A 21,393-nucleotide genomic window follows, 5' to 3' on the forward strand; every position below is an offset into this window, starting at 1 on the left:
CCAGCAGCCCTGCCTCGCCCTGTATCCCGCTTTGCTCCGGCCGGATTTGATCGACCCCGGCCGGTTCTGCGTCGAATGGGGCGCATCGTATCATACTCAGGCTTGCGGCGGCGGCAGTGACACCAGCGCGGCGGCCGGCACGATCGGCAGCACGATCCTCGAAGGATGATCGCGGTCGAGATGGATGCGGTTGGTCGCCACCCGCTTCAGTCGGCCGGTGCCTTCCGGCTCGCCGCTGTTCGGGTTGACGTCGTATTTCGGGAAGTTGCTGGACGAGATGTCGAGCCGGATGCGGTGCCCGGCCTTGAACAGATTGGCGGTGGCGAAGGGCTCGATGGTGATCGAATAGACCCGGCCCGGCTCCAGCGGCGACGGGGTCTCCCAGCTGTCGCGGTAGCGGCAGCGCAGGATGCCGTCGGTCAGGTTCAGGGCGAAGCCGCGCGGGTCGTCCGGCGTCGGCGGATGCACGTCGATCAGCTTGGCGGTGAAGTCGGTGTCCGGCGCGTCGGAGGAGACGAACAGCCGGATTTCGATCGGCCCGACCACCGCCACGTCCTCGGCCAGCGGCGCGGTCTGGAACACCACCACGTCGGGGCGGGCGGCCAGCGGCAGGCCGGGCCGCCGGCTGCCGAAGAAGCGCTCGCCCTCGGTCTGGTCGAAGCCGCCGCCCTCGAACACCGGTTGGCCCGAGGTCAGGGCGCCGCCGATGGTGGGCACCGGATTGGCCGGGTCGAACGGATAGGCGATCGACGCGTCCGCCGCCTCCGGCACCGCCGGATCCAGCCGGCCGTCTTCATGCAGGTGATAGTCGGTGAAGACGGTGCCGGGCAGCGGCCAGTCCGGCGCCGCGATCCAGCGGCCGCCATGGTCCAGCCGGCCCTCTGCGGTGCGCCGGCCGCTGCCGCCACCCATCAGGAACAGCCGCGCCGTCGGCTCCGTGTCGGCGCCGTTCTCGACACCCATCAGCCAGCGGTCGAACCAGCGCCGGCGGAACTGCAGCCAGCCCTCGGTGACGTTGGCGTCGACCGTCGCCGCCGGCCCGAATTCGGTGTCGCCCGAAAAGGTGGTGTTGCGGTTGCCGTGCAGCCACGGCCCCATGATCAGCTTCACCGGCGCGGACCGGCCGCTGAGCGCCGCATAGTTCTCCATCGTGGTGCGGACATAGGCGTCGTACCAGCTGGACATCAGCACCATTGGCACGTCGGGGAAGCGGTCGTAATGCCCTTCGGCGTAGATGCCGAGCTGCTTCCAGTAGTCGCCGAACGAGCCATGGGTCCATTGCTCGAACAGGAAGGCTTCGTATTCCGGCACGGCGCGCACCGGCGAATGGCCGGGCCGCCACGGCATGGCGGCGAACCAGGCGCGCAAATCCTCCGCCTCCAGCGCCGCCAGCACCTTGGGGTCGGCCAGCGCCGCCGGGCTCTCCTTGGCCTGGTTGAAGGCCCAGGTCGCCTGCTTCAGCTCGAAGGCGCCGCCCTGGCGGATGCCGCAGTGGTAGGAATTCGAGAAGCCGCCGGAATCCACCACCATGCAGGCTAGGCCGGGCGGGTTCAGGCAGGCCAGGGCGAACTGGGTGTGCGCGGCGTAGGACAGGCCCATGGTGCCGACCTTGCCGTTCGACCAGGGCTGCGCGGTGATCCATTCGACCGTGTCGAAACCATCGGGCCCTTCGGAGGTGTACTTTGTGAACACCCCCTCGGAGGCATGCCGGCCGCGGCAATCCTGATAGACCACGGCATAGCCGGCGGCGACGAAATGCGCGGCCACCTGCGGCCGGGTCATCGGCCCGTCCATCCCGACCCCGATCTCGGAGCGCGACAGCTCGGTCTTGCCGTAGGGCGTGCGCTCCAGGATCACCGGCAGCGGGGCGTCGATGCCGATGCGGTGGCCGGCCGGCAGGTAGACGTCGGTGGCCAGCCGCACGCCGTCGCGCAGCGTCACCATCTGGTCGCGCAGCACCACGACCGCATCATCGATGCGGTCCGGGATCTCACCCGAGCTCACTTGGCGATCCCCGCGTAGGTGGCCAGCGTCCATTCGTTCTTGTTGGCGCGGTAGCTGATGCCGTCGCGCGCCGCCCAGTGCACGGTCGGGAAATACAGCGGCACGATGCCGACATCACCGAAGCCGATCCGCGCCGCCTGCTCCAGCAGCTGGTTGCGCTTGGCCTCGTCGAACTCCGCCAACGCCTGCTTCAGCGTCGCGTCGAACTCCGGGTTCGAGTAGCGGGCGCGGTTGAAGGCGCCCATGCCGGCGTCCTTGTCATAGGTCGCCAGCACATTGGTCAGGGCGTTGGCCGAATTGCTGTTGCTGTTGCCGAAGCTGAAGATGAAGGCGCTGTACTCCTGCTTCGAGGCGGCGCCGGCATAGACGTTGTAGGGCTGGGTGACCACGCCGTTGATCTTCAGCCCGCCGCGCGCCAGCATCTGGCCGATCGCCTGGGCGATGTCGGCATCGCCGGCGAAGCGGTCGTTCGAGGAATGCACCGTCAGCCCGAAGCCGTCGCCATAGCCGGCCTCGGCCAGCAGCGCCTTGGCCCCGGCCGCGTCGAAGGCCTCCGGCTTCACATCCGTGGCATAGCCGCCCAGGCCTTCCGGCACCAGCTGGCCGGCGGCCTCGCCCGACCCGTTCAGCAGGCGCTGGATGATCAGGTCGCGGTTGATCAGCTTGGACACGGCCAGGCGCACCCGCTTGTCCTTCAGCGGGTTGGCCGCCAGGGGCTGGCCGTCCTTGTCGGTCACGAACGGGCTCTGGTCCCGCGCCGAATCCAGCGCCAGGTAGATCAGCCGGCCGGAGGTGGTGGAATAGACCTTGGCCTTGCCGCTGTCGTTAACTGTGGCGACGTCCTGCGGCGGCACCCCGTCGATCAAATCGACCGACCCGGACAGCAGCGCCGCGATCCGCGCTGCGTTGTTGGAGATGAACTTGATGGTGACGTTGTCGAAGGCCGGCTTGTCGCCCCAGTAATGCGGGTTCGGCGCCAGCACCAGCCGGTCGCCCGGCACCCATTGCTTGAACACGTAGGGGCCGGTGCCGATCGCAGCCGTGCCGGAGTTGAAGTCGTTGGTCGTCTTCCCTTCGGACGCTTTCTTCGAGACGATATAGACGAGGCCGACCTGCTCGATGAACTGCGGCGTCGGCGCCTTGGTGGTGAAGCGGATGGTCAGCGGGTCGACCGCGGTCATCCCGGCGATGCTGCCGACCGCGCCGGAGAACGGTGCCGGGCTGTTCGGCACCGACTTGGCCCGCCCCATCGAGAAGATCACATCGTCCGCCGTCAGGTCCGACCCGTCGCTGAACTTGACGCCGGGGCGCAGTTTGACCTCCCAGGTCGTCGGGTCGACCGAGGTCCAGGACAGGGCCAGCGCCGGCTGCACCTGCAGGTTCTCGTCGGTCTGCACCAGCCGGTCGAACATGTGCTGCGAGATCGACTGGTTGTTGCCGGTGCGCGAGAATTGCGGGTCGATGGCGGACGGCTCGGTCGCCGTGCCGATGGTCAGGTCGGCGGCCCAGGCGGTGCCGACGCTCATGGCGCTCAGCGCCAGGGCCAGGGCGACGCCGCCCAGGGTCTTCCGCATCATCGACATCGTGCTCTCCTCTGTTTTGTCGGTCGGGCGCATTCAGCGCCTCAGATCAGGTGGCAGGCGGCCTGGTGGCCGGGCGCGACCGGGCGCAGCGCCGGTCGCTCGCTGCGGCAGCGGTCGGTCGCCATCGGGCAGCGCGGGTGGAAATGGCAGCCGCTCGGCGGGTGCAGCGGCGACGGGATCTCGCCCTTGACCGTCTCGAACTTGCGCTTGCGGTTGCTCAACCGCGGCACTTCGTTCAGGAGCGCGACGGTGTAGGGATGCAACGGCCGGTCGAACAGCTCGGCGGTCGACGCGGTCTCGACCACCCGGCCGAGATACATGATCACCACCCGGTCGCTGATGTGCTCGACCACGCCGAGGTCGTGGCTGATGAACAGGTAGGTCAGGCCGAGATCCTGCTGCAGCTCCAGGAACAGGTTCAGGATCTGGGCCTGGATGGAGACGTCGAGCGCGGCGATGGATTCGTCGCAGACCAGGAAGTCCGGCTTCACCGCCAGGGCCCGGGCGATGCCGATACGCTGGCGCTGGCCGCCGGAGAACTGGTGCGGGAAGCGGTCGCGATAGGCCGGGTCCAGCCCGACCCGGCGCATCACCGCCTGGACATAGGCGTCGGTCTCGCGCCGCTGCACCAGCCCGTGCACCCGCGGCGCCTCGCCGATGATGTCGCGCACCCGCTTGCGCGGGTTCAGCGAGGCGAAGGGATCCTGGAAGATCATCTGCGCCTTCAGCTTGGCGTCGCGCGCGGCCTCGCCGGTCAGCCCGGCAACGTCGCGGCCGCGCCAGCGCAGGGCGCCGTCGCTCTGCGGCAGGATGCCGGCCATCATCCGGCCCAGCGTGGACTTGCCGCAGCCGGATTCGCCGACCAGCCCCAGCACCTCGCCCGGGGCGATGGCGAGGTCGACCGCGTCGACGGCATGCACCGTCCGCTCCTCGATCCGGGCGCCCAGGAAGCGCGCGGCCTTCTCGGCATAGTCCAGCCGCTTGGTGAAGCGCTTGCCCAGGCCGGCGGCCTCAATCAACGGCCCCGTGGTCGTGGAAACCGCGGTCATGCCTGCGCTCCCAGTTGCGGGTGGAAGCAGCGGAATTCGCGATCGGCCAGCCGCGTCGCCTCGGGCACCGCCAGGCAGGCCTCGCTGGCATGGCCGCAGCGCGGTCGGAAGGCGCAGCCATCGGGCAGGGACAGCGGGGAGGGCGCCATGCCGGGGATCTGGAACAGCGCCTGGCCGCGCGGCCGGTCGCCGGGCACCGACCCGATCAGGCCGATGGTGTAGGGATGCGCCGGCCGGTCGATCACCTCGTCGACCGTGCCGGTCTCGACCACCTTTCCCGCATACATGACGCAGATCCGGTCGGCCAAGGCGGCGACCACGGCCAGGTCGTGGCTGACCCAGATCAGCGCCGTGCCGGTCTCGCGGCACAGGGTCTGCACCTGGGCCAGGATCTGGGCCTGGATGGTGACATCCAGCGCCGTGGTCGGCTCGTCGGCGATGATCAGGTCGGGCTTGTGCAGCAGGGCGATGGCGATGGCCACGCGCTGGCGCATGCCGCCGGAGAACTGGTGCGGATAGGCCTTCAGCCGTTCCTCCGGCGACGGGATGCCGACCCGGCCCAGCGCGTCGCGGCAGCGCGCCACCGCCTCGGCCCGCGACACCCGCTCATGCGCCTGGATGGTCTCGACCATCTGGGTCTCGACCCGCAGCACCGGGTTCAGGGTCATCATCGGGTCCTGGAAGATCATGGCGATGCGGTTGCCGCGCAGCTGCCGCAGCCGCTCCGCCGGCAGCGTCGCCAGGTCCTCGCCCTTGAACAGGATGCGGCCGCCGACCACCCGGCCCGGCGGGTCGACCAGGCCGAGGATGGAAAAGCCGGTGATCGACTTGCCGGAGCCGGATTCGCCGACCAGCCCCAGGATCTCGCCGCGGTCGACCGTGAAGCTGACGCCGTCGACCGCGCGCACCGTGCCGGCCTTGGTGAAGAAATGCGTCTGCAGGTTCTCGACGCTCAGCGTGGGCGCGGTCATTTCTGCAGCCTTGGGTTCAGGGCCTCGCGCAGGCGGTCGCCGACGATGTTGATCGAGAAGATCAGCGCCAGCAGCAGCAGGCCGGGGAACACGCTGATCCAGTAGAGGCCGGCCAAGAGCACCTGGTAGCCGTTGGCGATCAGCAGGCCGAGCGACGGCTCGGTGATCGGCAGGCCGATGCCGAGGAAGCTCAGCGTCGCCTCGGCCGCGATCGCATGGGCGACCTGGATGGTGGCGATCACGATCACCGGCGGCAGGCAGTTCGGCAGCAGGTGGCTGAACAGGATGCGGCTGCGGCTCAGCCCCAGGCACTGCGCCGCCTCGACATACTCCTTGCCGCGCTCGACCAGCGCCGCGGCGCGCACGGCCCGGGCGAAATAGGCCCATTGCACGAAAACCAGGGCCAGGATGACCTTGCCGACGCCCTGGCCCAGCACCGCCAGCATCATCAGCGCCACCAGGATGGTCGGGAAGCCCAGCATCAAATCGACCAGCCGCATGATCAGCGTGTCGATCCTGCCGCCGAAATAGGCGGCCACCAGCCCCAGCGTGGTGCCGACGGCCAGGGCGAACAGGCCGGCCAGCACGCCGACGCTCAGGCTGGTGCGCAGCCCGTACAGCATCGCCGACAGCATGTCGCGGCCCTGGGCGTCGGTGCCCAGCCAGTAGGTCCAGCCATCCATGCTCTCGCTGCCTGGCGGCAGCCTGCCGTCCATGATGCTGAGCGAGGCGAGGTCATAGGGATCCTGCGGCGCGATCCAGGGGGCGAACAGGGCGACCAGGACCAGCGCCAGGCAGGCGATGGCGGCGAGCGTCGCGGCCTTGCTGTCCAGAATGCCGCGCGCGGCCTGGGCCAGGATGCCGTCGCCGAGCAGCGGCTTGCGGGGGATCACGGCGTCGGTCATGAGTCGGACAGCCGGACGCGGGGGTCGAGCACGGAATAGAGGATGTCGACCACCAGGTTGATGACGATGAACATCATGACCACGATCAGCAGGTAGGCGACGATCACCGGCCGATCGAGCCGCATGATGCTGTCGATGATCAGCTTGCCGACGCCGGGCCAGGCGAAGATGGTCTCGGTCACCGTGGCGAAGGCGATCAGCGACCCGAACTCCATGCCGACCACGGTGACGATCGGGATCAGGATGGTCTTCAGCACATGGACGAAGATCACCCGCCGCTCGGTCAGGCCCTTGGCCCGGGCGAATTTGACGAAGTCCAGCGGCAGGGTTTCGCGCATGCCGCTGCGGGTCAGGCGGATGATCAGCGAGACGTTGAACAGCGACAGGTTGATCGCCGGCAGGATCAGATGGGTGAAGCCGTCCCAGGTGGCGAGGCTGGTGTGCAGGCCCAGGATCTCGCCGGTGGCGCCGCGGCCGGTGGAGGGCAGCCAGCCGAGCATGACCGAGAACACCATGATCAGCATCATGCCCTGCCAGAAGCTGGGCAGGCTGAAGCCGAGGATCGATCCGGTCATCACGGTGCGGTCGAAGCCGCTGCCGGCCTTGAGGCCGGAGAGGACGCCGAGCGGGATGCCGACCACCAGCGACAGCAGCAGGGCGACGAAGGCCAGCTCCAGCGTCGCCGGCAGCCGCTCGAAGATCAGGCTGATCGAGGGCTGGTTGAAGACGAAGGACCGGCCGAGGTCGCCATGCAAGGCATTGCCCAGGAAGGTCAGGTATTGCTGCCACAGCGGCCGGTCGAGGCCCAGCGACTGCACCGCCTGGGCGATCTCGGCCTGCGACGCGTCGGCCGGCACCAGGATCTCGATCGGGTTGCCGATGGCGTAGATGCCGACGAAGACGAGCAGCGAGGTGACCAGGAGGACGAAGCTGCTCTGCACCAGGCGGCGGATGATGAAGACGGTCATGCCGGGCGTCCGGCCCCGGCGTGCGATTCCCGCATCTGCGTCCCTGTTTGCTCGCTTATGATGGGCCTAGCCGGGCGGGCCGGCGGGGCAGGGGGACACTAGGCATGCCGGGCAGGGGCTCGCAACATCATGCGGAATCCGCATTCGGCTATGCGCAATTCGCGCGGGCCGGGGACGCGTTGCGGCGCTTTGTGTCCGGGATATCGGCGCGGCCGGCATGAACGTCAAGCAGCTCGAAGCCTTCAAGGCGATCATGCGCAGCGGGTCGACCACCGCCGCGGCGTCGCGGCTGGACCTGTCGCAATCGGCGGTCAGCCGCCTGCTGACCCAGCTGGAGGCCGAGCTGGGGCTGGAGCTGTTCGCCCGCGAGAAGGGGCGCCTGATCCCGACGCCGGAGGCGATCGGCCTGCTGGATTCGGTCGAGGATGCGGTCGATCGCGTGCAGCGGGTGCAGCATGTGGCGGAGGAGCTGCGGGCCGGGAATTCCGAGCAGATCCTGCTGCGCATCGGCGTGCCGCACAGCATGTCGCAGACCATCCTGCCCCTGATCGTCGAGGAGTTCCTGCGCGACCACGGCAATGTCGCGCTGGAGATCCTGTCCGGCGCCTATCACGAGACCGAGCGCGCGGTGCTGACCCGCCAGGCCGATCTCGGCTTCGTGCGGCTGCCGACCGGCGAGGCCGGGATGGACACCGTCGCCATCGCCCGCACCACCAGCGTGTGCGTCATGCCGGCGGGACACCGGCTGGCGGAGCAGGCGGTGGTGTCGGTCGAGGATCTGGAGGGCGAGCCGCTGGTGCTGCTGGGCCGGCAGCGCCCGGCGCGGGCGGAGATGGACCAGATGTTCCGGCGCGTCCGTTTCCGGCCGCGGGTGCGGGTGGAGACGCATTCGGTCGGCTCGGCCTGTGCTTTCGCCGCGCAGGGGCTGGGGGTGACCATCGTCAACGCGCTGATGGCCAGCCATTTCCGCGAGCTGCCGATCGCCATCCGCCCGTTCCGGCCGCTTCTGTGGAACGAATTCGGCCTGGCCTTCGCCGCCGGCCAGCCCCGCTCGCGCGCCGCCGACCGCTTCGCCGAACATTTCCGCCGCCGCCTGATCGAGATGCTGCGCGGGCTGGAGAGCGAGCTGGGACCGGCCGCCGACTAGCGCCGGCCCCGTCTGCCGGTCATAGCCCGTGGGTGGCCTTCAGCAGCTCGGCCGCCCGTTCACCGATGACGACGCAAGGGGCCATGGTGTTGCCGGTGGTCACCCGCGGCATCACCGACCCGTCGGCGATGCGCAGGTTGTCGATGCCGTGGACCCGCAGCCGGCCGTCCACCACCGACATCTCGTCCAGCCCCATCCTGGCGGTGCAGGCCTGGTGGAAATAGGTGACGATGGCGTCGCGCACGAAATGCTCCAGCGCGGCGCCGCGCAGCCCGCCCGGCATGACCTCGCGCTTGACGAAGGGGCGCAGCGCTGCCGAGTTGCCGATCTCGCGGCAGAGCTCGATGCAGGTGAGCAGCGCCTTGAGGTCGGCAGGGGCGCCCAGCGTGTTGGCGTCGATCTCGAGCGGATCCATCGGGTCCGGCCCGGTCAGCCGGATCCGGCCGTGGCTGCGGGGCCGGACCAGGCCGGGACCGATCGACCAGCAGCCCGCCGGCGGGTTCAGCCTGGCGGTCTCGGCGTTGACGTAGGGAGCCTCGATCTGGAAGGGCTGCAGGTCGGGGGTGTCGAGGCTCGCGTCGCTCTTCCAGAAGAAGGTGGCCTCGACCAGGCTGTTGCGGGGCGGCAGCGGCGTCTCGTATTCCCACAGGCAGCCCGCGACCATGATGTGGTCCTGGAAGTTCCGGCCCACCCCCGGCGCGTGCTGCACCATTTCGATGCCCAGGGGGCCGAGGTCCGCCTGGTCGCCGATGCCGGACTGCATCAGCACCTTGGGCGTGTGCATCGCGCCCAGGGAAAGTACGACCTCACACGCGGCGCCGATGCGATGCACCCGGCCGTCGAAGACGAACTCCACCCCGGTCGCCCGCTTGCCGGCGAAGGTGATGCGGGTGACCAGCGCCTGGGTCAGCACCGTCAGGTTCGGCCGGTCCATCAGCGGGTGAACATAGGTGCGGAAGATCGACTGCCGCTTGCCGTCGCGGATCCGCAGATTGGCGATGGCACAGCCGCCATCGCCCTCCATCATCTCGCCGTTCTGGTCGTCGAAGGTCGGGATGCCGACCGACCGCGCGCCTTCCAGCATGGCCGGCGCGATCGGGTTGGGATCCTGCGCCGGCTCGACATGGACCAGCCCGCCGGTGCCCCGGCGCCGCGGGTCCGGCGTGCCCTGCCAGTCCTCGATCCGCCGGTAGATCGCCAGGACTGACTCGTAGCCCCAGGCGGCATCGCCGGTCTGCTGCGCGAAGTAATCCCAGTCGTTCCTATGGCCGCGCGACCAGGCCATCGCGTTGATGCTGGACCCGCCGCCCAGCACCTTGCCCATCGACAGCGGCAGGGCGCGGCCGTTCAGCCGGGGATTGGGCACGCCATGGAAGCCCCAGTCGCGCTCGGTGCCCAGATTGGTCGGCCACAGGGCCGGATTCATCACGGCCGGGACGTCGTCGGACCCGCCGGCCTCGAGCAGCAGCACGCTGACGCCGGGGGTCTCGGCCAGCCGCCGCGCCACCACCGACCCCGAGGAGCCCGAGCCGCAGACGATGAAGTCGTAGTGGGATTTGAGGTCGGCCTGCAGTTTGAGCTGGTTGGCGCGGGCGCGGTCTTCGAAAGCATCCATGGGATCGTGAGGCTCGTGTGGTTAGAGAGTGTGGGTCCAGACGCTGCTGCGGCTGGCCGCGTCGCGGTCCGCCCGGTCCGGTAGCGGCCATTGCCGCCGCAGGCCGATCGCGCACAGCCACAGGCCGGTCCGGAACAAGCCGGTGCGGGGCCGCCGCTGCGTGGTGGGCGAGGTGTTGGGGCTCATCTCCGAAATCTCCTGTGCGGATCTGTCGGGAGGGCAACCGGTGAATTCCGGCGGCCGCGGTGTTCGATGCTTCCGTTCTGGGCCGGCCGGGTTACAGCATGATGTCTGGCCCAGGGAACCGGGTTACGGCCGTAGTAGCGCAGTAGTAGCGCTGCGGCTGCTCCGGGGAGGATGTCCCAGTGGACAAATGTTGTCCGACAAGTTTATAAACTTTCCGGAAGTGACGCTGCCGGAGGTGATTCGGCAGGTTTCAATCGGTGAGACCAGGGCTCGACACCAGTCGCCCGACGGAACCGTGAGACGACGACACTGGGCGAGGGCGTGCGAAGGTCCTGAGCGCGGCCGGGCAACCGGCCGAAAGATCGTGGCAGCGAATGACTGCGCGACATCGGGGAGGGACGCATGAGCAACATCACCAGGCGTGATCTGTTGAAGATCGGCTCGACCGCCGCCGCGGCCGGCCTGCTGCCGGCCCGCGCCATCGCGGCCGCCCCGGCCTGGTCCGGCGGCGCGATCGAGCCGGGCGCCCAGATCAGGGTGCTGCGCTGGAAGCAGTTCCTGCAGTCCGAATTCGACAGCTTCGTCGCCAACACCAACAAGTTCGTCGAACAGACCGGGGTCAAGGTCCGGGTCGACGCCGAAAGCTGGGAGGACCTGCGGCCCAAGGCGGCGGTGGCGGCCAATGTCGGGGCCGGCCCCGACATCATCATGGGCACGCTCGACGACCCGTTCAAATTCGCGGACAAGCTGATCGACGTGACCGACGTTGCCGACTATCTCGGCGCGAAATACGGCGGCTGGTATCCGATCGCCCAGCGCTACGGCAAGAAGGGCGACCGCTGGATCGCGCTGCCGCAGGGCGCCACCGGCGGCGCCCTGAACTACCGCATCAGCGCGGTGCGCGCCGCCGGCTTCGAGACGTTCCCGAAGGACACCGCCGGCTTCCTGAAGCTGTGCCAGGGGCTGAAGGCGGCCGGCAAGCCGCCGGGCTTCGCCCTCGGCCACGGCACCGGCGACGCCAATGGCTGGACGCAATGGTGCCTGTGGGCCCATGGCGGCAAGGTGGTCGACGAGAACAGCAACGTCGTCCTGGATTCACCGGAGACGGTGGCGGCGCTGGAATACGCGAAGCAGCTGGCCGAGACCTTCATCGAGGGCGTGCTGTCCTGGCAGGACCCGAGCAACAACAAGGCGTTCCTGGCCGACCAGATCAGCCTGACCCTCAACGGCATCTCGATCTACACCGTGGCCAAGACCTCGAAGGACCCGGCGCTGCAGGCGATCGCCGCCGACATGGACCACGCCAACATGCCGATCGGCCCGGTCGGGCACCCGACCGAACAGCAGAACATCCTCAACACCTACGCCTACGCCTATTCGAAATATCCGAATGCGGTGAAGGAGTACCTGCGCTTCATGTGGGAGAAGGAGCAGGTCGACGCCTGGGAGACCGCATCGAACGGCTACATCGCGCCGCCCCTGCCGGCCTGGAACGACAACCCAGTGTGGACCGCCGACCCCAAGGTCACGCCGTTCCGCGACGTGCTGAAGTTCGCCCAGGACAACGGCTATGCCGGCGCGCTGGGCGCCGCCTCGGCGGCGGTGATGGGCGATTTCGTGGTGGTCGACATGTTCGCCTCGGCCTGCACCGGGGACCAGACCCCGCAGGCGGCGGCGGCGCAGGCCGCCGAGCGCGCCAAGCGCTACTACCAGGGCTGAGGGGGACGACGGCGTGGCGCCGCCGCCGGGTCCGATATCCACCGCCGCCGACACCGCCCGCGCGGCCCGCCGCCGGCCGGCGCGCGGTGGGGCGCGGCTGTTGGACAACCGCAATGTCCTCGGCCTGCTGTTCATGCTGCCGGCGGCGGCGCTGCTGGTGTTCTTCCTGGCCTATCCCCTGGGCCTGGGCCTGTGGCTCGGCCTCACCGACCAGACGATCGGCGGCACCGGACGCTTCGTCGGTCTCGCCAACTTCGTCTCGCTGGCCCATGATTCCGTGTTCCTGCTGTCGATCTTCAACACCGTGCTCTACACGGTGGTCGCCAGCGTGGTGAAGTTCGCCATCGGCCTGTACCTGGCGATCCTCTTGAACCAGCGTCTGCCGTTCAAATCGATCCTGCGGGCGGTGGTGCTGCTGCCCTTCGTGGTGCCGACCGTGCTGTCGGCCATCGCCTTCTGGTGGATCTACGATTCCCAGTTCTCGATCATCTCCTGGACCCTGATCAAGCTGGGGCTGATCGACCATTACATCGACTTCCTGGGCCAGCCCTGGAACGCCCGCTGGTCGGTGATCGCCGCCAACATCTGGCGCGGCATCCCCTTCGTGGCGATCACGCTGCTGGCGGGGCTGCAGACCATCCCGCCGTCGCTGCACGAGGCGGCGGCGCTGGACGGCGCCAGTTCCTGGCAGCGCTTTCGCTGGATCACCCTGCCGATGCTGTCGCCGATCATCGCGGTGGTGATGACCTTCTCGGTGCTGCTGACCTTCACTGACTTCCAGCTGATCTACGTCATCACCCGCGGCGGTCCGATCAACGCCACCCAACTGATGGCGACCCTGTCGTTCCAGCGCGCCATCACCGGCGGCCATCTCGGCGAGGGGGCGGCCATCGCCAACGCGATGATCCCGTTCCTGATCGCCGCCATCCTGTTCAGCTATTTCGGGCTGCAGCGCCGGCGCTGGCAGCAGGGGGGCAAGGACTGATGGCGGCGAACACCGAAGACCAGGAGGGCATGGCCTATCTCCAGACCCTGCCGCGGCGGCTGGTGACGGTCTACCTGCCGCTCTGCATCATCCTGTTCGTGCTGCTGTTTCCGTTCTACTGGATGGCGACCACCACCTTCAAACCGGATGCCGAGCTGTACGACTACCAGAAGTACAACCCGTTCTGGGTGGCCCACCCGACGCTGGAGCACATCAAGAAGCTGCTGTTCGAGACCAGCTATCCCGACTGGATGGTCAACACCATCATCGTCTCGGTCAGCTCGACCTTCCTGTCGCTGTTCTGCGCCGTGCTGGCCGCCTATGCCATCGAGCGGCTGCGCTTCACCGGGGCGGCCTATGTCGGGCTGGCGATCTTCCTGGCCTATCTGGTGCCGCCCTCGATCCTGTTCATCCCGCTGGCGGCGATGGTGTTCAACCTCGGCCTGTTCGACACGGAATGGGCGCTGATCCTGACCTACCCGACCTTCCTGATCCCGTTCTGCACCTGGATGCTGATGGGCTATTTCCGGTCGATCCCCTACGAGATCGAGGAATGCGCCCTGATCGACGGCGCCTCGCGGCTGCAGATCCTGCGGCGGATCACCCTGCCGCTGGCGGTGCCGGGGCTGATCTCGGCCGGGATCTTCGCCTTCACCCTGTCCTGGAACGAGTTCCTCTACGCCCTGACCTTCATCTCCTCATCCGAGAACAAGACCGTGCCGGTCGGGGCGATCACCGAGCTGGTGGAAGGCGACGTCTACCATTGGGGGTCGCTGATGGCGGCGGCGCTGTTCGGGTCGATCCCCGTGGTCGTGCTCTATTCCTTCTTCGTCGAATACTACGTCTCCAGCCTGACCGGCGCCGTCCGGGAATGACGCCCGCTGCACCCGGCCGCCAGCGCGCGGCCGGGCTCAGCGGAGCGCGGCTACAGCGTGCCGGGGAAGGCGCCGCCGTCGATCAGCAGGTTCTGGCCGGTGATGTAGCCGGCATGGACGCTGCACAGGAAGGCGCAGGCCGCGCCGAACTCGTCGGGCTGGCCGAAGCGGCGGGCCGGGATCCCGGCGCGGCGCCGGTCCGCCACCGCCTCGGCATCCTCGCCCGACCGCCCGGCCGCGGCGTTGATGCCGCCGCGCAGCCGGTCGGTGTCGAACGACCCGGGCAGCAGGCCGTTGATGGTGACGCCCTTGCCGGCCACCTGGCGGGCCAGGCCGGCGATGAAGCCGGTCAGGCCGGCGCGGGCGCCGTTCGACAGGCCCAGCTCCGGGATCGGCGCCTTCACCGCGCTGGAGGTGATGTTGACGATGCGGCCGAAGCCGCGCGACGCCATGCCGTCGACCACGGACCGGGTCAGGAATATCGGGGTCAGCATGTTGCCGTCCAGCGCCTTGATCCAGGCCTCGCGGTCCCACTCGCGGAAGTCGCCGGGCGGCGGGCCGCCGGCGTTGTTGACCAGGATGTCGGGATCCGGGCAGGCCGCCAGCGCCGCCTCGCGCCCCGCCTCGGTGGTGATGTCGCCGGCGACGACGGTCACCTGCACGCCGGTGGCGCGGCGGATCTCCTCGGCCGCCGCCTCCAGCGCCTCGGCGCCGCGGGCGGTGATGGTCACCGCCACGCCTTCGCGCGCCAGCGCCAGGGCGCAGCCCTTGCCCAGGCCCTTGCTCGCCGCGCACACCAGGGCCCTGCGGCCGGTCAGTCCCAGATCCATGGCCAGTCTCCTCTCGCCCGACGGGCGGCCTCGCGATGATGTCCTACGAATGCCGCAAGGTGCGACGCTGGGCGGCGGATGTCACGCCGCGCGTGCCGTCAGAGGTTGAGAAGCCCGAGCGTGAGGGCGGTGGCCACGGCCTCGGTGCGGCTGGATGCGTCCAGCTTGCGCATCGCCGAGGCGATGTATTCGTTGACGGTATGGGCCGACAGCGCGAGCTGGCGGGCGATGCCCTTACTCGATTCGCCATGGGCGATCCAGGTCAGGCAGTCCTGCTCGCGCCGGGTGAGGTCGGGCCCGGTGTAGGACGGCCCGACGGTTTCGCGCCGGGCCGCGGCGGTCGCCAGACGCCCCTCGATCTGGACCGCCCGATCGAGATGCGGAGCGATCGCCCGAAGCAGGCGCAACTCGTCATCCGAATAGCGGGGGGACCGGCGGGGGCGATAGATCGCCATGCCGACGCCCTGCGCCATGGGGTCCATGGTGTACCAGGACAGGCAGAAATGGAGATCGTTCGGGGCGTAGATGCCGTTGTAGACCTCGGTCCGCTCCAGCGCCCCCTCGGGCACCAAGGTGCCTTCGTCGACCACGGATCCGGGCGGCAGGTCACGCACCTTCGACTTGATCGGGTCGGTGCTGCGGTAGTCGGCGTCGTAGCTCCGATGAACCGCCGGATCCATGTCGGAGAGGATCGCCGTCTCCGCCGGCCTGCGGTTCCACCGCATGATGGCCGCCGTGCCGCCGACGGCCCGCTTCAGCCGTTCGAGCAGAACCGCCCAGTCCTCGTCGCCGATGGCGGCGTCGTAGGTCTGGCCGATCAGGTTGCTGAGGTCGCGGTCGTCCGGCATGTCGATGCAGGCTTGCTGTGGCCGACCCCAGAGGGGCCGCAGGGGTCAGTCTGCCATCGGAGAGATGGCAGCAGGAAGCCCCACCGATGCCGGGCGGCTCCGCGGGATGGTCAGAGGTTGAGAAGCCCGAGCGCCTGGGCGGTGGCCACGGCCTCGATACAGCTGGACGCGTCCAGCTTGCGCATCGCCGAGGCGACGTATTCGTTGACGGTGTAGACCGACAGCGCCAACTGGCGGGTGATGCCCTTGCTCGACTCGCCGTGGGCGAGCCACCGCAGCACCGCCGCCGTGCCGCGCAGATTACCAGCGGAAAGATGGCAGCAGGATGTCCGGGGCGCAGCCGACGGTGGCGAACTCCTTCGCCATCTCCGCGTCGCCGGCCCCGGCATGGATGCCGGTGCGGACCAGGGCGGCGGCGGCGCCGAAGCCGCGGGCGCCGGCGACGTCGTGCTCGACGCTGTCGCCGGCGCACAGCACGTCGGCGGGGCGGTCCACCCCGGCCGTGGCGGCGGCGTGCCGGTACATCAGCGGATGCGGCTTGCCCACCCAGGTGACGGTGCCGCCGAGGGATTCGTACATCTCGGCGATGCGGCCGGCGCCGAAGGCGGGGCCCAGCGCCGTCAGCATGATCTTGTCCGGGTTGGTGCACAGCGCCGGCACGCCGCGGGCGGCGGCTGGGGCCAGCAGCGCGCGATAGCGCTCCAATGGGACAAGATGCCCCTGGCTGCCGGCGATCACCACCAGGTCGGCGGCGTCGCCGGTCTCGGCCTCGGCGAAGCCCAGCGTCTCGGCGAAGCCGCGATCCTCGCCGCTGGAGATCACCAGGCAGCGGGCCCCGGTGTCCGGGGAGACCGGCAGCCCGCCGCCGCGCAGCAGGGCCAGGGCCACGTCGCCGGAGGTGACGAAATGGTCGTAGCTGTCGCGGGCGAAGCCCAGGGTCTCCATCCGCCGCGCGTTGTAGGCCGCGGACCGGCCGGAATTGGACAAGAGCACGACGTGCCGTCCGGCATCCTTCAGCCGCCGCAGCGCCTCGATCGCCCCGGGATAGGGGTGGCGGCCGTCATGCAGCACGCCGTACTGGTCGACGAAGAAGGTGGTGAAGCGGTCGATCAGCCCGCCGATCCCGTCCGCCCGCTCGATGGCGTCGAGGCCGGCCATCACTGTGCTCCGCCGGCCAGGGCCAGCCGGGCGGTGCCTTCGGCCGCGTCCTCCGACAGCGCCGGCAGGAACGGCACGCCCAGCTGCCGGCGGCGGATCTCGGTCCAGCCGGCATTGGCGGCGCCGCCGCCGACGCTGCGCAGCGAGGCCATGGCGGGGGCGCCCAGCTCCGCCAGCAGGCGGTAGGCGCGGGCCTCGATCGCGGCGATGCCCTCCAGCACGCCCTGGAAGAACACGGCATCGTCGGCCGGCCGCGGCTCCAGCACCGGCGGCAGGTCGGGGTCGGCCACCGGGAAGCGTTCGCCCGGCTTCGGCAGCGGGTAATAGGACAGGCCGGTCGGCCGGTCCGGCCGCAGCGCCGCGGTCAGCTCCGGCAGCCGGTCGCGCCCGAACAGCTGAGCGATCACCGCCCCGCCGCTGTTGGACGCGCCGCCGACCAGCCAGCGGTCGCCCATGCGGTGGCTGTAGACGCCATGATCCGGAGAATTGACCGATCGATCGGACAATAATTTGATCACCAGCGTCGACCCCAGCGCCGTGACCGCGTCGCCGACCGCATCCGCGCCGGTGGCGAGGAACGAGGCGCAGCCATCGGTGGTCCCGGCGCAGACCAGTGCCTCCGCAGGCAGGCCCAGGCCGATGGCGGCGTCGCCGACCCGGCCGGTCGGGGTGCCGGGCGCCACCGCCCTTGGCAGCGCGCCGGGGGCGACACCGAGGCCGAAGATCCAGTCCGGCCAGCGCCGCGCCACCGGGTCGTAACCGGTCTTCAGCGCATTGTTCTCGTCGGTGGCGTCGAAGCGGCCGGACAGCCTTCCGGCGATCCAGTCGGCCTGGTGCAGCACCCGCATTGCGCCGGGCCGGCGCAGCAGCACCAGCGCGCGGGCGAGGGCGGAGCTGCGGCCGCGGGCGGCGCTGCCGGCGGGGGCCACGGCGTCGATCGCGGCCAGCACCGCCTCGTCCGGGCAGGAATCATTGTACATCAGCGCCGGCCCGACCGGCCGTCCCGCCGCGTCGGTGACCAGCACGGTGCCGGAGGTGCCGTCGACCGCCACGGCCGCGACCGCGGACAGGTCGGCCTCGGCCGCCAGCCGGCGCAGCGCCGCCACCGTGGCCAGCCACCACAGCTCCGGGTCGCGCGGGTCCAGGCCGGGGCTGTCGGTCGACATGCTGCCGCGGCCGACGGGGCGCCCCGCGGCATCCACCGCCACCGCCCGCACGCCGGAGGTGCCGACATCGATGCCGATCGCGCGTGCCGTCTCCGCCATGGTCACGTCTCCCGCCGGCTCAACGACTGTCGATACTTCTCCGCATCCCAGTTGGTCAACTCATCGACCTGGGCGGGGGAGAAGGGAAGGGTGGGGGCATTCGCCGGCACCCGTCCGGCGACATCGGCCAGGCAGCGCGCCATCTCATCCGCCCCGCGCAGCACGCCCTGGTGCAGCAGCACGCCGCGGCCGGGCACCGCCACGATCGCCGGGGGGCGGTCGCGCCGGTCCAGCGCCGCCAGCGCGGCCGGCGTCTCGGCGACCGCGATGGCGGCGCCGAGGAAGATGACATGGTCGGGATAGAAGGCGCCGGCCGTCGCCAGGGCCAGGCTGTCCCGGTCGGTCGCGGCATCGTGCGCGACCGGGTCCTGCGGCAGGCGGTAGGCGGTGCCCTGGATGAAGCTGCTCAGCGCCGCCAGCTGCGGCGGAGGCGCGGAGCGGCGGGGCAGGGCGAGGGCGGCGCAGACCCGGTCCAGCAGCGCGCCGGCGGCGGCCACGTCGTCCGCCGCCACCACCAGCCCGTGATTGCCCAGCACCACGACATTGGTGCCGGGCCGCAGCCGCGCCGCGATGGCGTGCGACAGGGTCAGGCCCGGCTTGCAGTAGGGCACGAAGGCCCAGTCGATGCCGTCCAGTCGTTCGGCCAGCCGCAGTTCGGCGTCGGCGCGCAGGGCCAGGGCGATGGCCGACACGCAATGGACATGCAGCACCACGGCGAAGGGCAGCACGGCGTGGACGGTGGTCTCGATCGACGGTCGCAGCCCGCGCGGGTTGTGTTCCGCCAGCACGAAATCCCGCGCCGTCTCGGCGCCGGGGTCGCCGTCGCGCATCGCCTGCAGCAGCGGGTCCAGCCGCACCGGCACCAGGATGTCCTCATCCTCGGCCGCGGCCAGCCAGGTGCCGGAGGCCTTGATCCACATCACCCCGTCGCGCTTCAGCGAGGTGTTGCCGCCCGCCGCCTGCACCCGGTCCGGATCGCGGCCGAGTTTGGCGGAGAGGGTCCGCAGCGCGCGGAATTCGGGGTCGAGGGTCATGGGCGGGGGCCTGCTGGATGGGGGGAATGGCTGATCACTGCCCCACCGCCCGGGCGGCCGGGGCTGCCTCCAGCCACTCGGTGAACGCCGCGGTCTCGTCCGGCGACAGATGCAGCCCGTGTTTGGTGCGCCGCCACAGGATGTCCTCCGCCCCCTCAGCCCATTCCTGAGCCCGCAGCCAAACGGCCTCGCGCTCATACAGCGTGCCGCCGAAATGCCGGCCGAGATCAGCGACCGCGCCGGCCCCGTCCAGCAATGCATCGGCCCGGGTGCCGTACAGCCGGCCGTAATGCAGCGCCAGATCCTCCGGCAGCCACGGATGGCGCTGGCGGAACCCGGCCAGCCAACGGTCGAAATCCGGCATGTCGCCGCCGGGCAGGGCGGCCGTCGCGGTCCAGGCCGGGCCCATCGCCGGGAAGAATGGGCGCAGCCGGTCCAGCGCGTGCTCGGCCAGCTTGCGGAAGGTGGTGATCTTGCCGCCGAACACCGACAGGATCGGCGCCTGGCCGCCCTCCGCATCGACATCGAAGACATAGTCGCGGGTGACGGCCGACGGGTTGGCGGCATCGTCGTCGAACAGCGGCCGCACGCCGGCGAAGGCATGCACCACGTCGGCGGGGCCGATCTGGCGCTGGAACGCGCGGTTCACCACGCCGCAGAGATAGGCGATCTCCTGCGGGTCCACCGCCACCCGGTCGGGGTCGCCGGATTGCGGGATGTCGGTGGTGCCGATCAGCAGGTGCCCGCCTTCATAGGGGTTGATGAAGATCACCCGCTTGTCGGTGTTCTGCACGAGATAGGCCTGCGGCCCGTCATAGAATTTCGGCACCACGATGTGGCTGCCGCGCACCAGCCGGATCTTCTTGCTGGAGGTCAGCCCGGCCGTGCCGGTCAGCACCCGGTCGACCCAGGGACCGGCGGCGTTGGCCACGGCGCGGGCGGTGACCCGCCGTTCGGCGCCGTCCGCCCCGCGCAGCACGGCGTGCCACAGCCCGTCCTGCCGGCGCAGCGACACGCATTCGGTGCGGGTCAGGATCCGGGCGCCGCGCTCGGCCGCGCCCAGCGCGTTCAGCACCACCAGCCGGGCATCGTCGACCCAGCAGTCGGAATATTCGAAGCCCCTGGAGAAGCGGTCCTGCAGCGGCCGCCCCTCCGGGTCGCGGCGCAAGTTCAGGCCGCGGCTGGGCGGCAGCCGCTTGCGGCCGCCGAGATGGTCGTACAGGAACAGCCCCAGCCGCAGCAGCCAGGCGGGACGCAGGCCGCGGTCATGCGGCAGCACGAAGCGCATCGGCCAGATGATATGCGGCGCGGCGGCCAGCAGCACCTCGCGCTCGATCAGCGCCTCGCGCACCAGGCGGAACTCGTAATATTCGAGATAGCGCAAGCCGCCATGCACCAGCTTGCCGCTGCGGCTCGACGTGCCTTCGGCCAGGTCGCCCTTCTCGCACAGCAGCACCGACAGGCCGCGCCCCACCGCATCGCGGGCGATGCCGGCACCGTTGACGCCGCCGCCGACCACCAGCAGGTCGACGACGGCCCCGTTCTCCTGCTCCGCCCCAGACGCCATCGCCGCTCAGGCCGCCTGCTTCGGGCGCGGGCCGTAATCCCTAAACTTCTCGATCACCCGGTCGATTTCCTCATCCGGCAGGCACACCGGGCCACCCAGCATCAGGGCATAGACATACTGCTTGGCCAGGGTCTCGACCTCGACCGCCAGCCACATCGCCTTGCCCAGGGCCGAGCCGGTGGCGATCATGCCGTGATTGGCCAGCAGGCAGGCGGTGCGGTCCTTCAACGCGGCGATCGCATGCTCCGACAGCTCCGGCGTGCCGTAGGTGGCATAGGGTGCGCAGGGGATGGAAGGGCCGCCGGCGGCCGCGATCATGTAGTGCAGCGCCGGGATCCCGACATTGCGGATCGCCAGGATGGTCGAATACATCGGGTGGCAGTGGACGATGGCATTCACCTCCGGCTTGCTGCGGTGGATGTCGAGGTGGAAACGCCATTCCGAGGACGGGCGGTGGTCGCCATGCTTCCAGCTGCCGTCCAGCTTCATGGCGATGATGTCGTCCGGCGTCATCTCGTCATAGGGCACGCCGGTCGGGGTCACCAGGATGCCGTCGCCCCAGCGGGCGCTGATGTTGCCGGAGGTGCCCTGGTTCAGCCCGTTGGCGTTCATCTGCCGGCAGGCTTCGACAATCTGGGTGCGCAGCTTGAGTTCTTTGGACATGGATGCGGTTCCTGGAAAAAG

At 69.9% G+C, this 21,393-nt stretch carries 20 protein-coding genes; 4 read left to right on the plus strand and 16 right to left on the minus strand.

The features are described from left to right. Nucleotides 1-96 precede the first annotated feature (96 nt). The 6 genes from AB4112_RS19605 to AB4112_RS19630 are packed head-to-tail and all read right to left on the minus strand — an operon-like array spanning nucleotide 97 to nucleotide 7,480. Nucleotides 97-2,004: a CocE/NonD family hydrolase gene (locus AB4112_RS19605; RefSeq protein ID WP_441722318.1), complete on the minus strand. Its 1,908-nt coding sequence runs from the start codon at nucleotides 2,002-2,004 to the stop codon at nucleotides 97-99. Then, a complete protein-coding gene (locus AB4112_RS19610) occupies nucleotides 2,001-3,587 on the minus strand; it encodes an ABC transporter substrate-binding protein (protein ID WP_309801904.1) in 1,587 nt (528 codons plus the stop codon). Before AB4112_RS19610 ends, AB4112_RS19605 begins: the two co-directional genes overlap by 4 nt. Nucleotides 3,588-3,628: 41 nt before the next feature. Continuing rightward, complete coding sequence (locus AB4112_RS19615; protein ID WP_309801902.1) at nucleotides 3,629-4,636, minus strand: ABC transporter ATP-binding protein; 1,008 nt, start codon at nucleotides 4,634-4,636, stop codon at nucleotides 3,629-3,631. After that, nucleotides 4,633-5,607 (minus strand): ABC transporter ATP-binding protein, encoded by a 975-nt coding sequence (locus AB4112_RS19620; RefSeq protein ID WP_309801901.1) that lies wholly within the window; start codon nucleotides 5,605-5,607, stop codon nucleotides 4,633-4,635. Before AB4112_RS19620 ends, AB4112_RS19615 begins: the two co-directional genes overlap by 4 nt. Next, on the minus strand, nucleotides 5,604-6,512 hold the full coding sequence (locus AB4112_RS19625; RefSeq protein WP_309801899.1) for an ABC transporter permease: 909 nt from the start codon (nucleotides 6,510-6,512) through the stop codon (nucleotides 5,604-5,606). Before AB4112_RS19625 ends, AB4112_RS19620 begins: the two co-directional genes overlap by 4 nt. Further along, nucleotides 6,509-7,480, minus strand: a complete 972-nt coding sequence (locus AB4112_RS19630) for an ABC transporter permease (RefSeq protein WP_309801897.1) — start codon at nucleotides 7,478-7,480, stop codon at nucleotides 6,509-6,511. The genes AB4112_RS19625 and AB4112_RS19630 overlap by 4 nt, the downstream gene beginning before the upstream one ends. A gap of 217 nt (nucleotides 7,481-7,697) precedes the next feature. Between AB4112_RS19630 and AB4112_RS19635 the strand changes: the two genes are divergently transcribed. Further along, nucleotides 7,698-8,627 carry a LysR family transcriptional regulator gene (locus tag AB4112_RS19635; RefSeq protein WP_309801894.1) on the plus strand — a complete coding sequence of 310 codons (930 nt, stop codon included), beginning with the start codon at nucleotides 7,698-7,700 and terminating at the stop codon, nucleotides 8,625-8,627. Nucleotides 8,628-8,646: 19 nt separating this feature from the next. On the opposite strand, the gene AB4112_RS19640 is transcribed toward AB4112_RS19635, so the two are convergent. Next, nucleotides 8,647-10,242 carry a GMC family oxidoreductase gene (locus tag AB4112_RS19640; protein WP_441722324.1) on the minus strand — a complete coding sequence of 532 codons (1,596 nt, stop codon included), beginning with the start codon at nucleotides 10,240-10,242 and terminating at the stop codon, nucleotides 8,647-8,649. Nucleotides 10,243-10,263: 21 nt separating this feature from the next. Then, entirely contained in the window at nucleotides 10,264-10,428 is a 165-nt protein-coding gene (locus tag AB4112_RS19645) for a hypothetical protein (protein WP_441722326.1), read from the minus strand. 402 nt (nucleotides 10,429-10,830) lie between these two features. On the opposite strand from AB4112_RS19645, the gene AB4112_RS19650 reads away from it, so the two are divergent. From AB4112_RS19650 to AB4112_RS19660, 3 genes are read left to right on the plus strand one after another with little or no spacing between them, the layout of a single operon-like run. Continuing rightward, on the plus strand, nucleotides 10,831-12,147 hold the full coding sequence (locus tag AB4112_RS19650; RefSeq protein WP_309801889.1) for an ABC transporter substrate-binding protein: 1,317 nt from the start codon (nucleotides 10,831-10,833) through the stop codon (nucleotides 12,145-12,147). A 13-nt stretch (nucleotides 12,148-12,160) separates the two neighbouring features. Next, nucleotides 12,161-13,132: a carbohydrate ABC transporter permease gene (locus tag AB4112_RS19655; protein ID WP_309801887.1), complete on the plus strand. Its 972-nt coding sequence runs from the start codon at nucleotides 12,161-12,163 to the stop codon at nucleotides 13,130-13,132. After that, entirely contained in the window at nucleotides 13,132-14,007 is an 876-nt protein-coding gene (locus AB4112_RS19660; protein WP_309801885.1) for a carbohydrate ABC transporter permease, read from the plus strand. Before AB4112_RS19655 ends, AB4112_RS19660 begins: the two co-directional genes overlap by 1 nt. 50 nt (nucleotides 14,008-14,057) lie before the next feature. Here the strand turns inward: AB4112_RS19660 and AB4112_RS19665 are convergent, their stop codons facing one another. The 8 genes from AB4112_RS19665 to AB4112_RS19700 form a co-directional block, all read right to left on the minus strand. Further along, nucleotides 14,058-14,837, minus strand: coding sequence for an SDR family oxidoreductase (locus tag AB4112_RS19665; protein ID WP_309801883.1), 780 nt, complete (start codon nucleotides 14,835-14,837; stop codon nucleotides 14,058-14,060). 98 nt (nucleotides 14,838-14,935) lie between these two features. Then, on the minus strand, nucleotides 14,936-15,685 hold the full coding sequence (locus AB4112_RS19670; protein WP_441722329.1) for a response regulator transcription factor: 750 nt from the start codon (nucleotides 15,683-15,685) through the stop codon (nucleotides 14,936-14,938). A gap of 110 nt (nucleotides 15,686-15,795) precedes the next feature. Further along, entirely contained in the window at nucleotides 15,796-15,966 is a 171-nt protein-coding gene (locus AB4112_RS19675; RefSeq protein WP_441722331.1) for a LuxR C-terminal-related transcriptional regulator, read from the minus strand. 19 nt (nucleotides 15,967-15,985) lie between these two features. Next, nucleotides 15,986-16,843 (minus strand): TIGR01459 family HAD-type hydrolase, encoded by an 858-nt coding sequence (locus tag AB4112_RS19680; RefSeq protein WP_441722333.1) that lies wholly within the window; start codon nucleotides 16,841-16,843, stop codon nucleotides 15,986-15,988. Continuing rightward, nucleotides 16,843-18,108 carry an FGGY-family carbohydrate kinase gene (locus tag AB4112_RS19685; RefSeq protein WP_441722335.1) on the minus strand — a complete coding sequence of 422 codons (1,266 nt, stop codon included), beginning with the start codon at nucleotides 18,106-18,108 and terminating at the stop codon, nucleotides 16,843-16,845. The genes AB4112_RS19680 and AB4112_RS19685 overlap by 1 nt, the downstream gene beginning before the upstream one ends. Before the next feature lie 2 nt (nucleotides 18,109-18,110). After that, a complete protein-coding gene (locus AB4112_RS19690) occupies nucleotides 18,111-19,142 on the minus strand; it encodes a class II aldolase/adducin family protein (RefSeq protein WP_441722337.1) in 1,032 nt (343 codons plus the stop codon). Between the two features lie 34 nt (nucleotides 19,143-19,176). After that, nucleotides 19,177-20,709 carry a glycerol-3-phosphate dehydrogenase gene (locus AB4112_RS19695; RefSeq protein ID WP_441722339.1) on the minus strand — a complete coding sequence of 511 codons (1,533 nt, stop codon included), beginning with the start codon at nucleotides 20,707-20,709 and terminating at the stop codon, nucleotides 19,177-19,179. Between the two features lie 6 nt (nucleotides 20,710-20,715). Further along, nucleotides 20,716-21,372 (minus strand): class II aldolase/adducin family protein, encoded by a 657-nt coding sequence (locus tag AB4112_RS19700; protein ID WP_309801873.1) that lies wholly within the window; start codon nucleotides 21,370-21,372, stop codon nucleotides 20,716-20,718. Nucleotides 21,373-21,393: the final 21 nt, after the last annotated feature.

The organism is Inquilinus sp. 2KB_23, assembly GCF_052115705.1.
GTDB classification, from domain to species: Bacteria; Pseudomonadota; Alphaproteobacteria; order DSM-16000; family Inquilinaceae; genus Inquilinus; species Inquilinus ginsengisoli_A.

Bases quoted from the DNA above. Each gene is read 5' to 3' on its own strand.
- AB4112_RS19610 (WP_309801904.1), bottom strand. From the start codon at position 3,587: ATGTCGATGATGCGGAAGACCCTGGGCGGCGTCGCCCTGGCCCTGGCG.
- AB4112_RS19615 (WP_309801902.1), bottom strand. From the start codon at position 4,636: ATGACCGCGGTTTCCACGACCACGGGGCCGTTGATTGAGGCCGCCGGC.
- AB4112_RS19620 (WP_309801901.1), bottom strand. From the start codon at position 5,607: ATGACCGCGCCCACGCTGAGCGTCGAGAACCTGCAGACGCATTTCTTC.
- AB4112_RS19625 (WP_309801899.1), bottom strand. From the start codon at position 6,512: ATGACCGACGCCGTGATCCCCCGCAAGCCGCTGCTCGGCGACGGCATC.
- AB4112_RS19630 (WP_309801897.1), bottom strand. From the start codon at position 7,480: ATGACCGTCTTCATCATCCGCCGCCTGGTGCAGAGCAGCTTCGTCCTC.
- AB4112_RS19635 (WP_309801894.1), top strand. From the start codon at position 7,698: ATGAACGTCAAGCAGCTCGAAGCCTTCAAGGCGATCATGCGCAGCGGG.
- AB4112_RS19640 (WP_441722324.1), bottom strand. From the start codon at position 10,242: ATGGATGCTTTCGAAGACCGCGCCCGCGCCAACCAGCTCAAACTGCAG.
- AB4112_RS19645 (WP_441722326.1), bottom strand. From the start codon at position 10,428: ATGAGCCCCAACACCTCGCCCACCACGCAGCGGCGGCCCCGCACCGGC.
- AB4112_RS19650 (WP_309801889.1), top strand. From the start codon at position 10,831: ATGAGCAACATCACCAGGCGTGATCTGTTGAAGATCGGCTCGACCGCC.
- AB4112_RS19660 (WP_309801885.1), top strand. From the start codon at position 13,132: ATGGCGGCGAACACCGAAGACCAGGAGGGCATGGCCTATCTCCAGACC.
- AB4112_RS19665 (WP_309801883.1), bottom strand. From the start codon at position 14,837: ATGGATCTGGGACTGACCGGCCGCAGGGCCCTGGTGTGCGCGGCGAGC.
- AB4112_RS19670 (WP_441722329.1), bottom strand. From the start codon at position 15,685: ATGCCGGACGACCGCGACCTCAGCAACCTGATCGGCCAGACCTACGAC.
- AB4112_RS19680 (WP_441722333.1), bottom strand. From the start codon at position 16,843: ATGGCCGGCCTCGACGCCATCGAGCGGGCGGACGGGATCGGCGGGCTG.
- AB4112_RS19685 (WP_441722335.1), bottom strand. From the start codon at position 18,108: ATGGCGGAGACGGCACGCGCGATCGGCATCGATGTCGGCACCTCCGGC.
- AB4112_RS19690 (WP_441722337.1), bottom strand. From the start codon at position 19,142: ATGACCCTCGACCCCGAATTCCGCGCGCTGCGGACCCTCTCCGCCAAA.
- AB4112_RS19695 (WP_441722339.1), bottom strand. From the start codon at position 20,709: ATGGCGTCTGGGGCGGAGCAGGAGAACGGGGCCGTCGTCGACCTGCTG.
- AB4112_RS19700 (WP_309801873.1), bottom strand. From the start codon at position 21,372: ATGTCCAAAGAACTCAAGCTGCGCACCCAGATTGTCGAAGCCTGCCGG.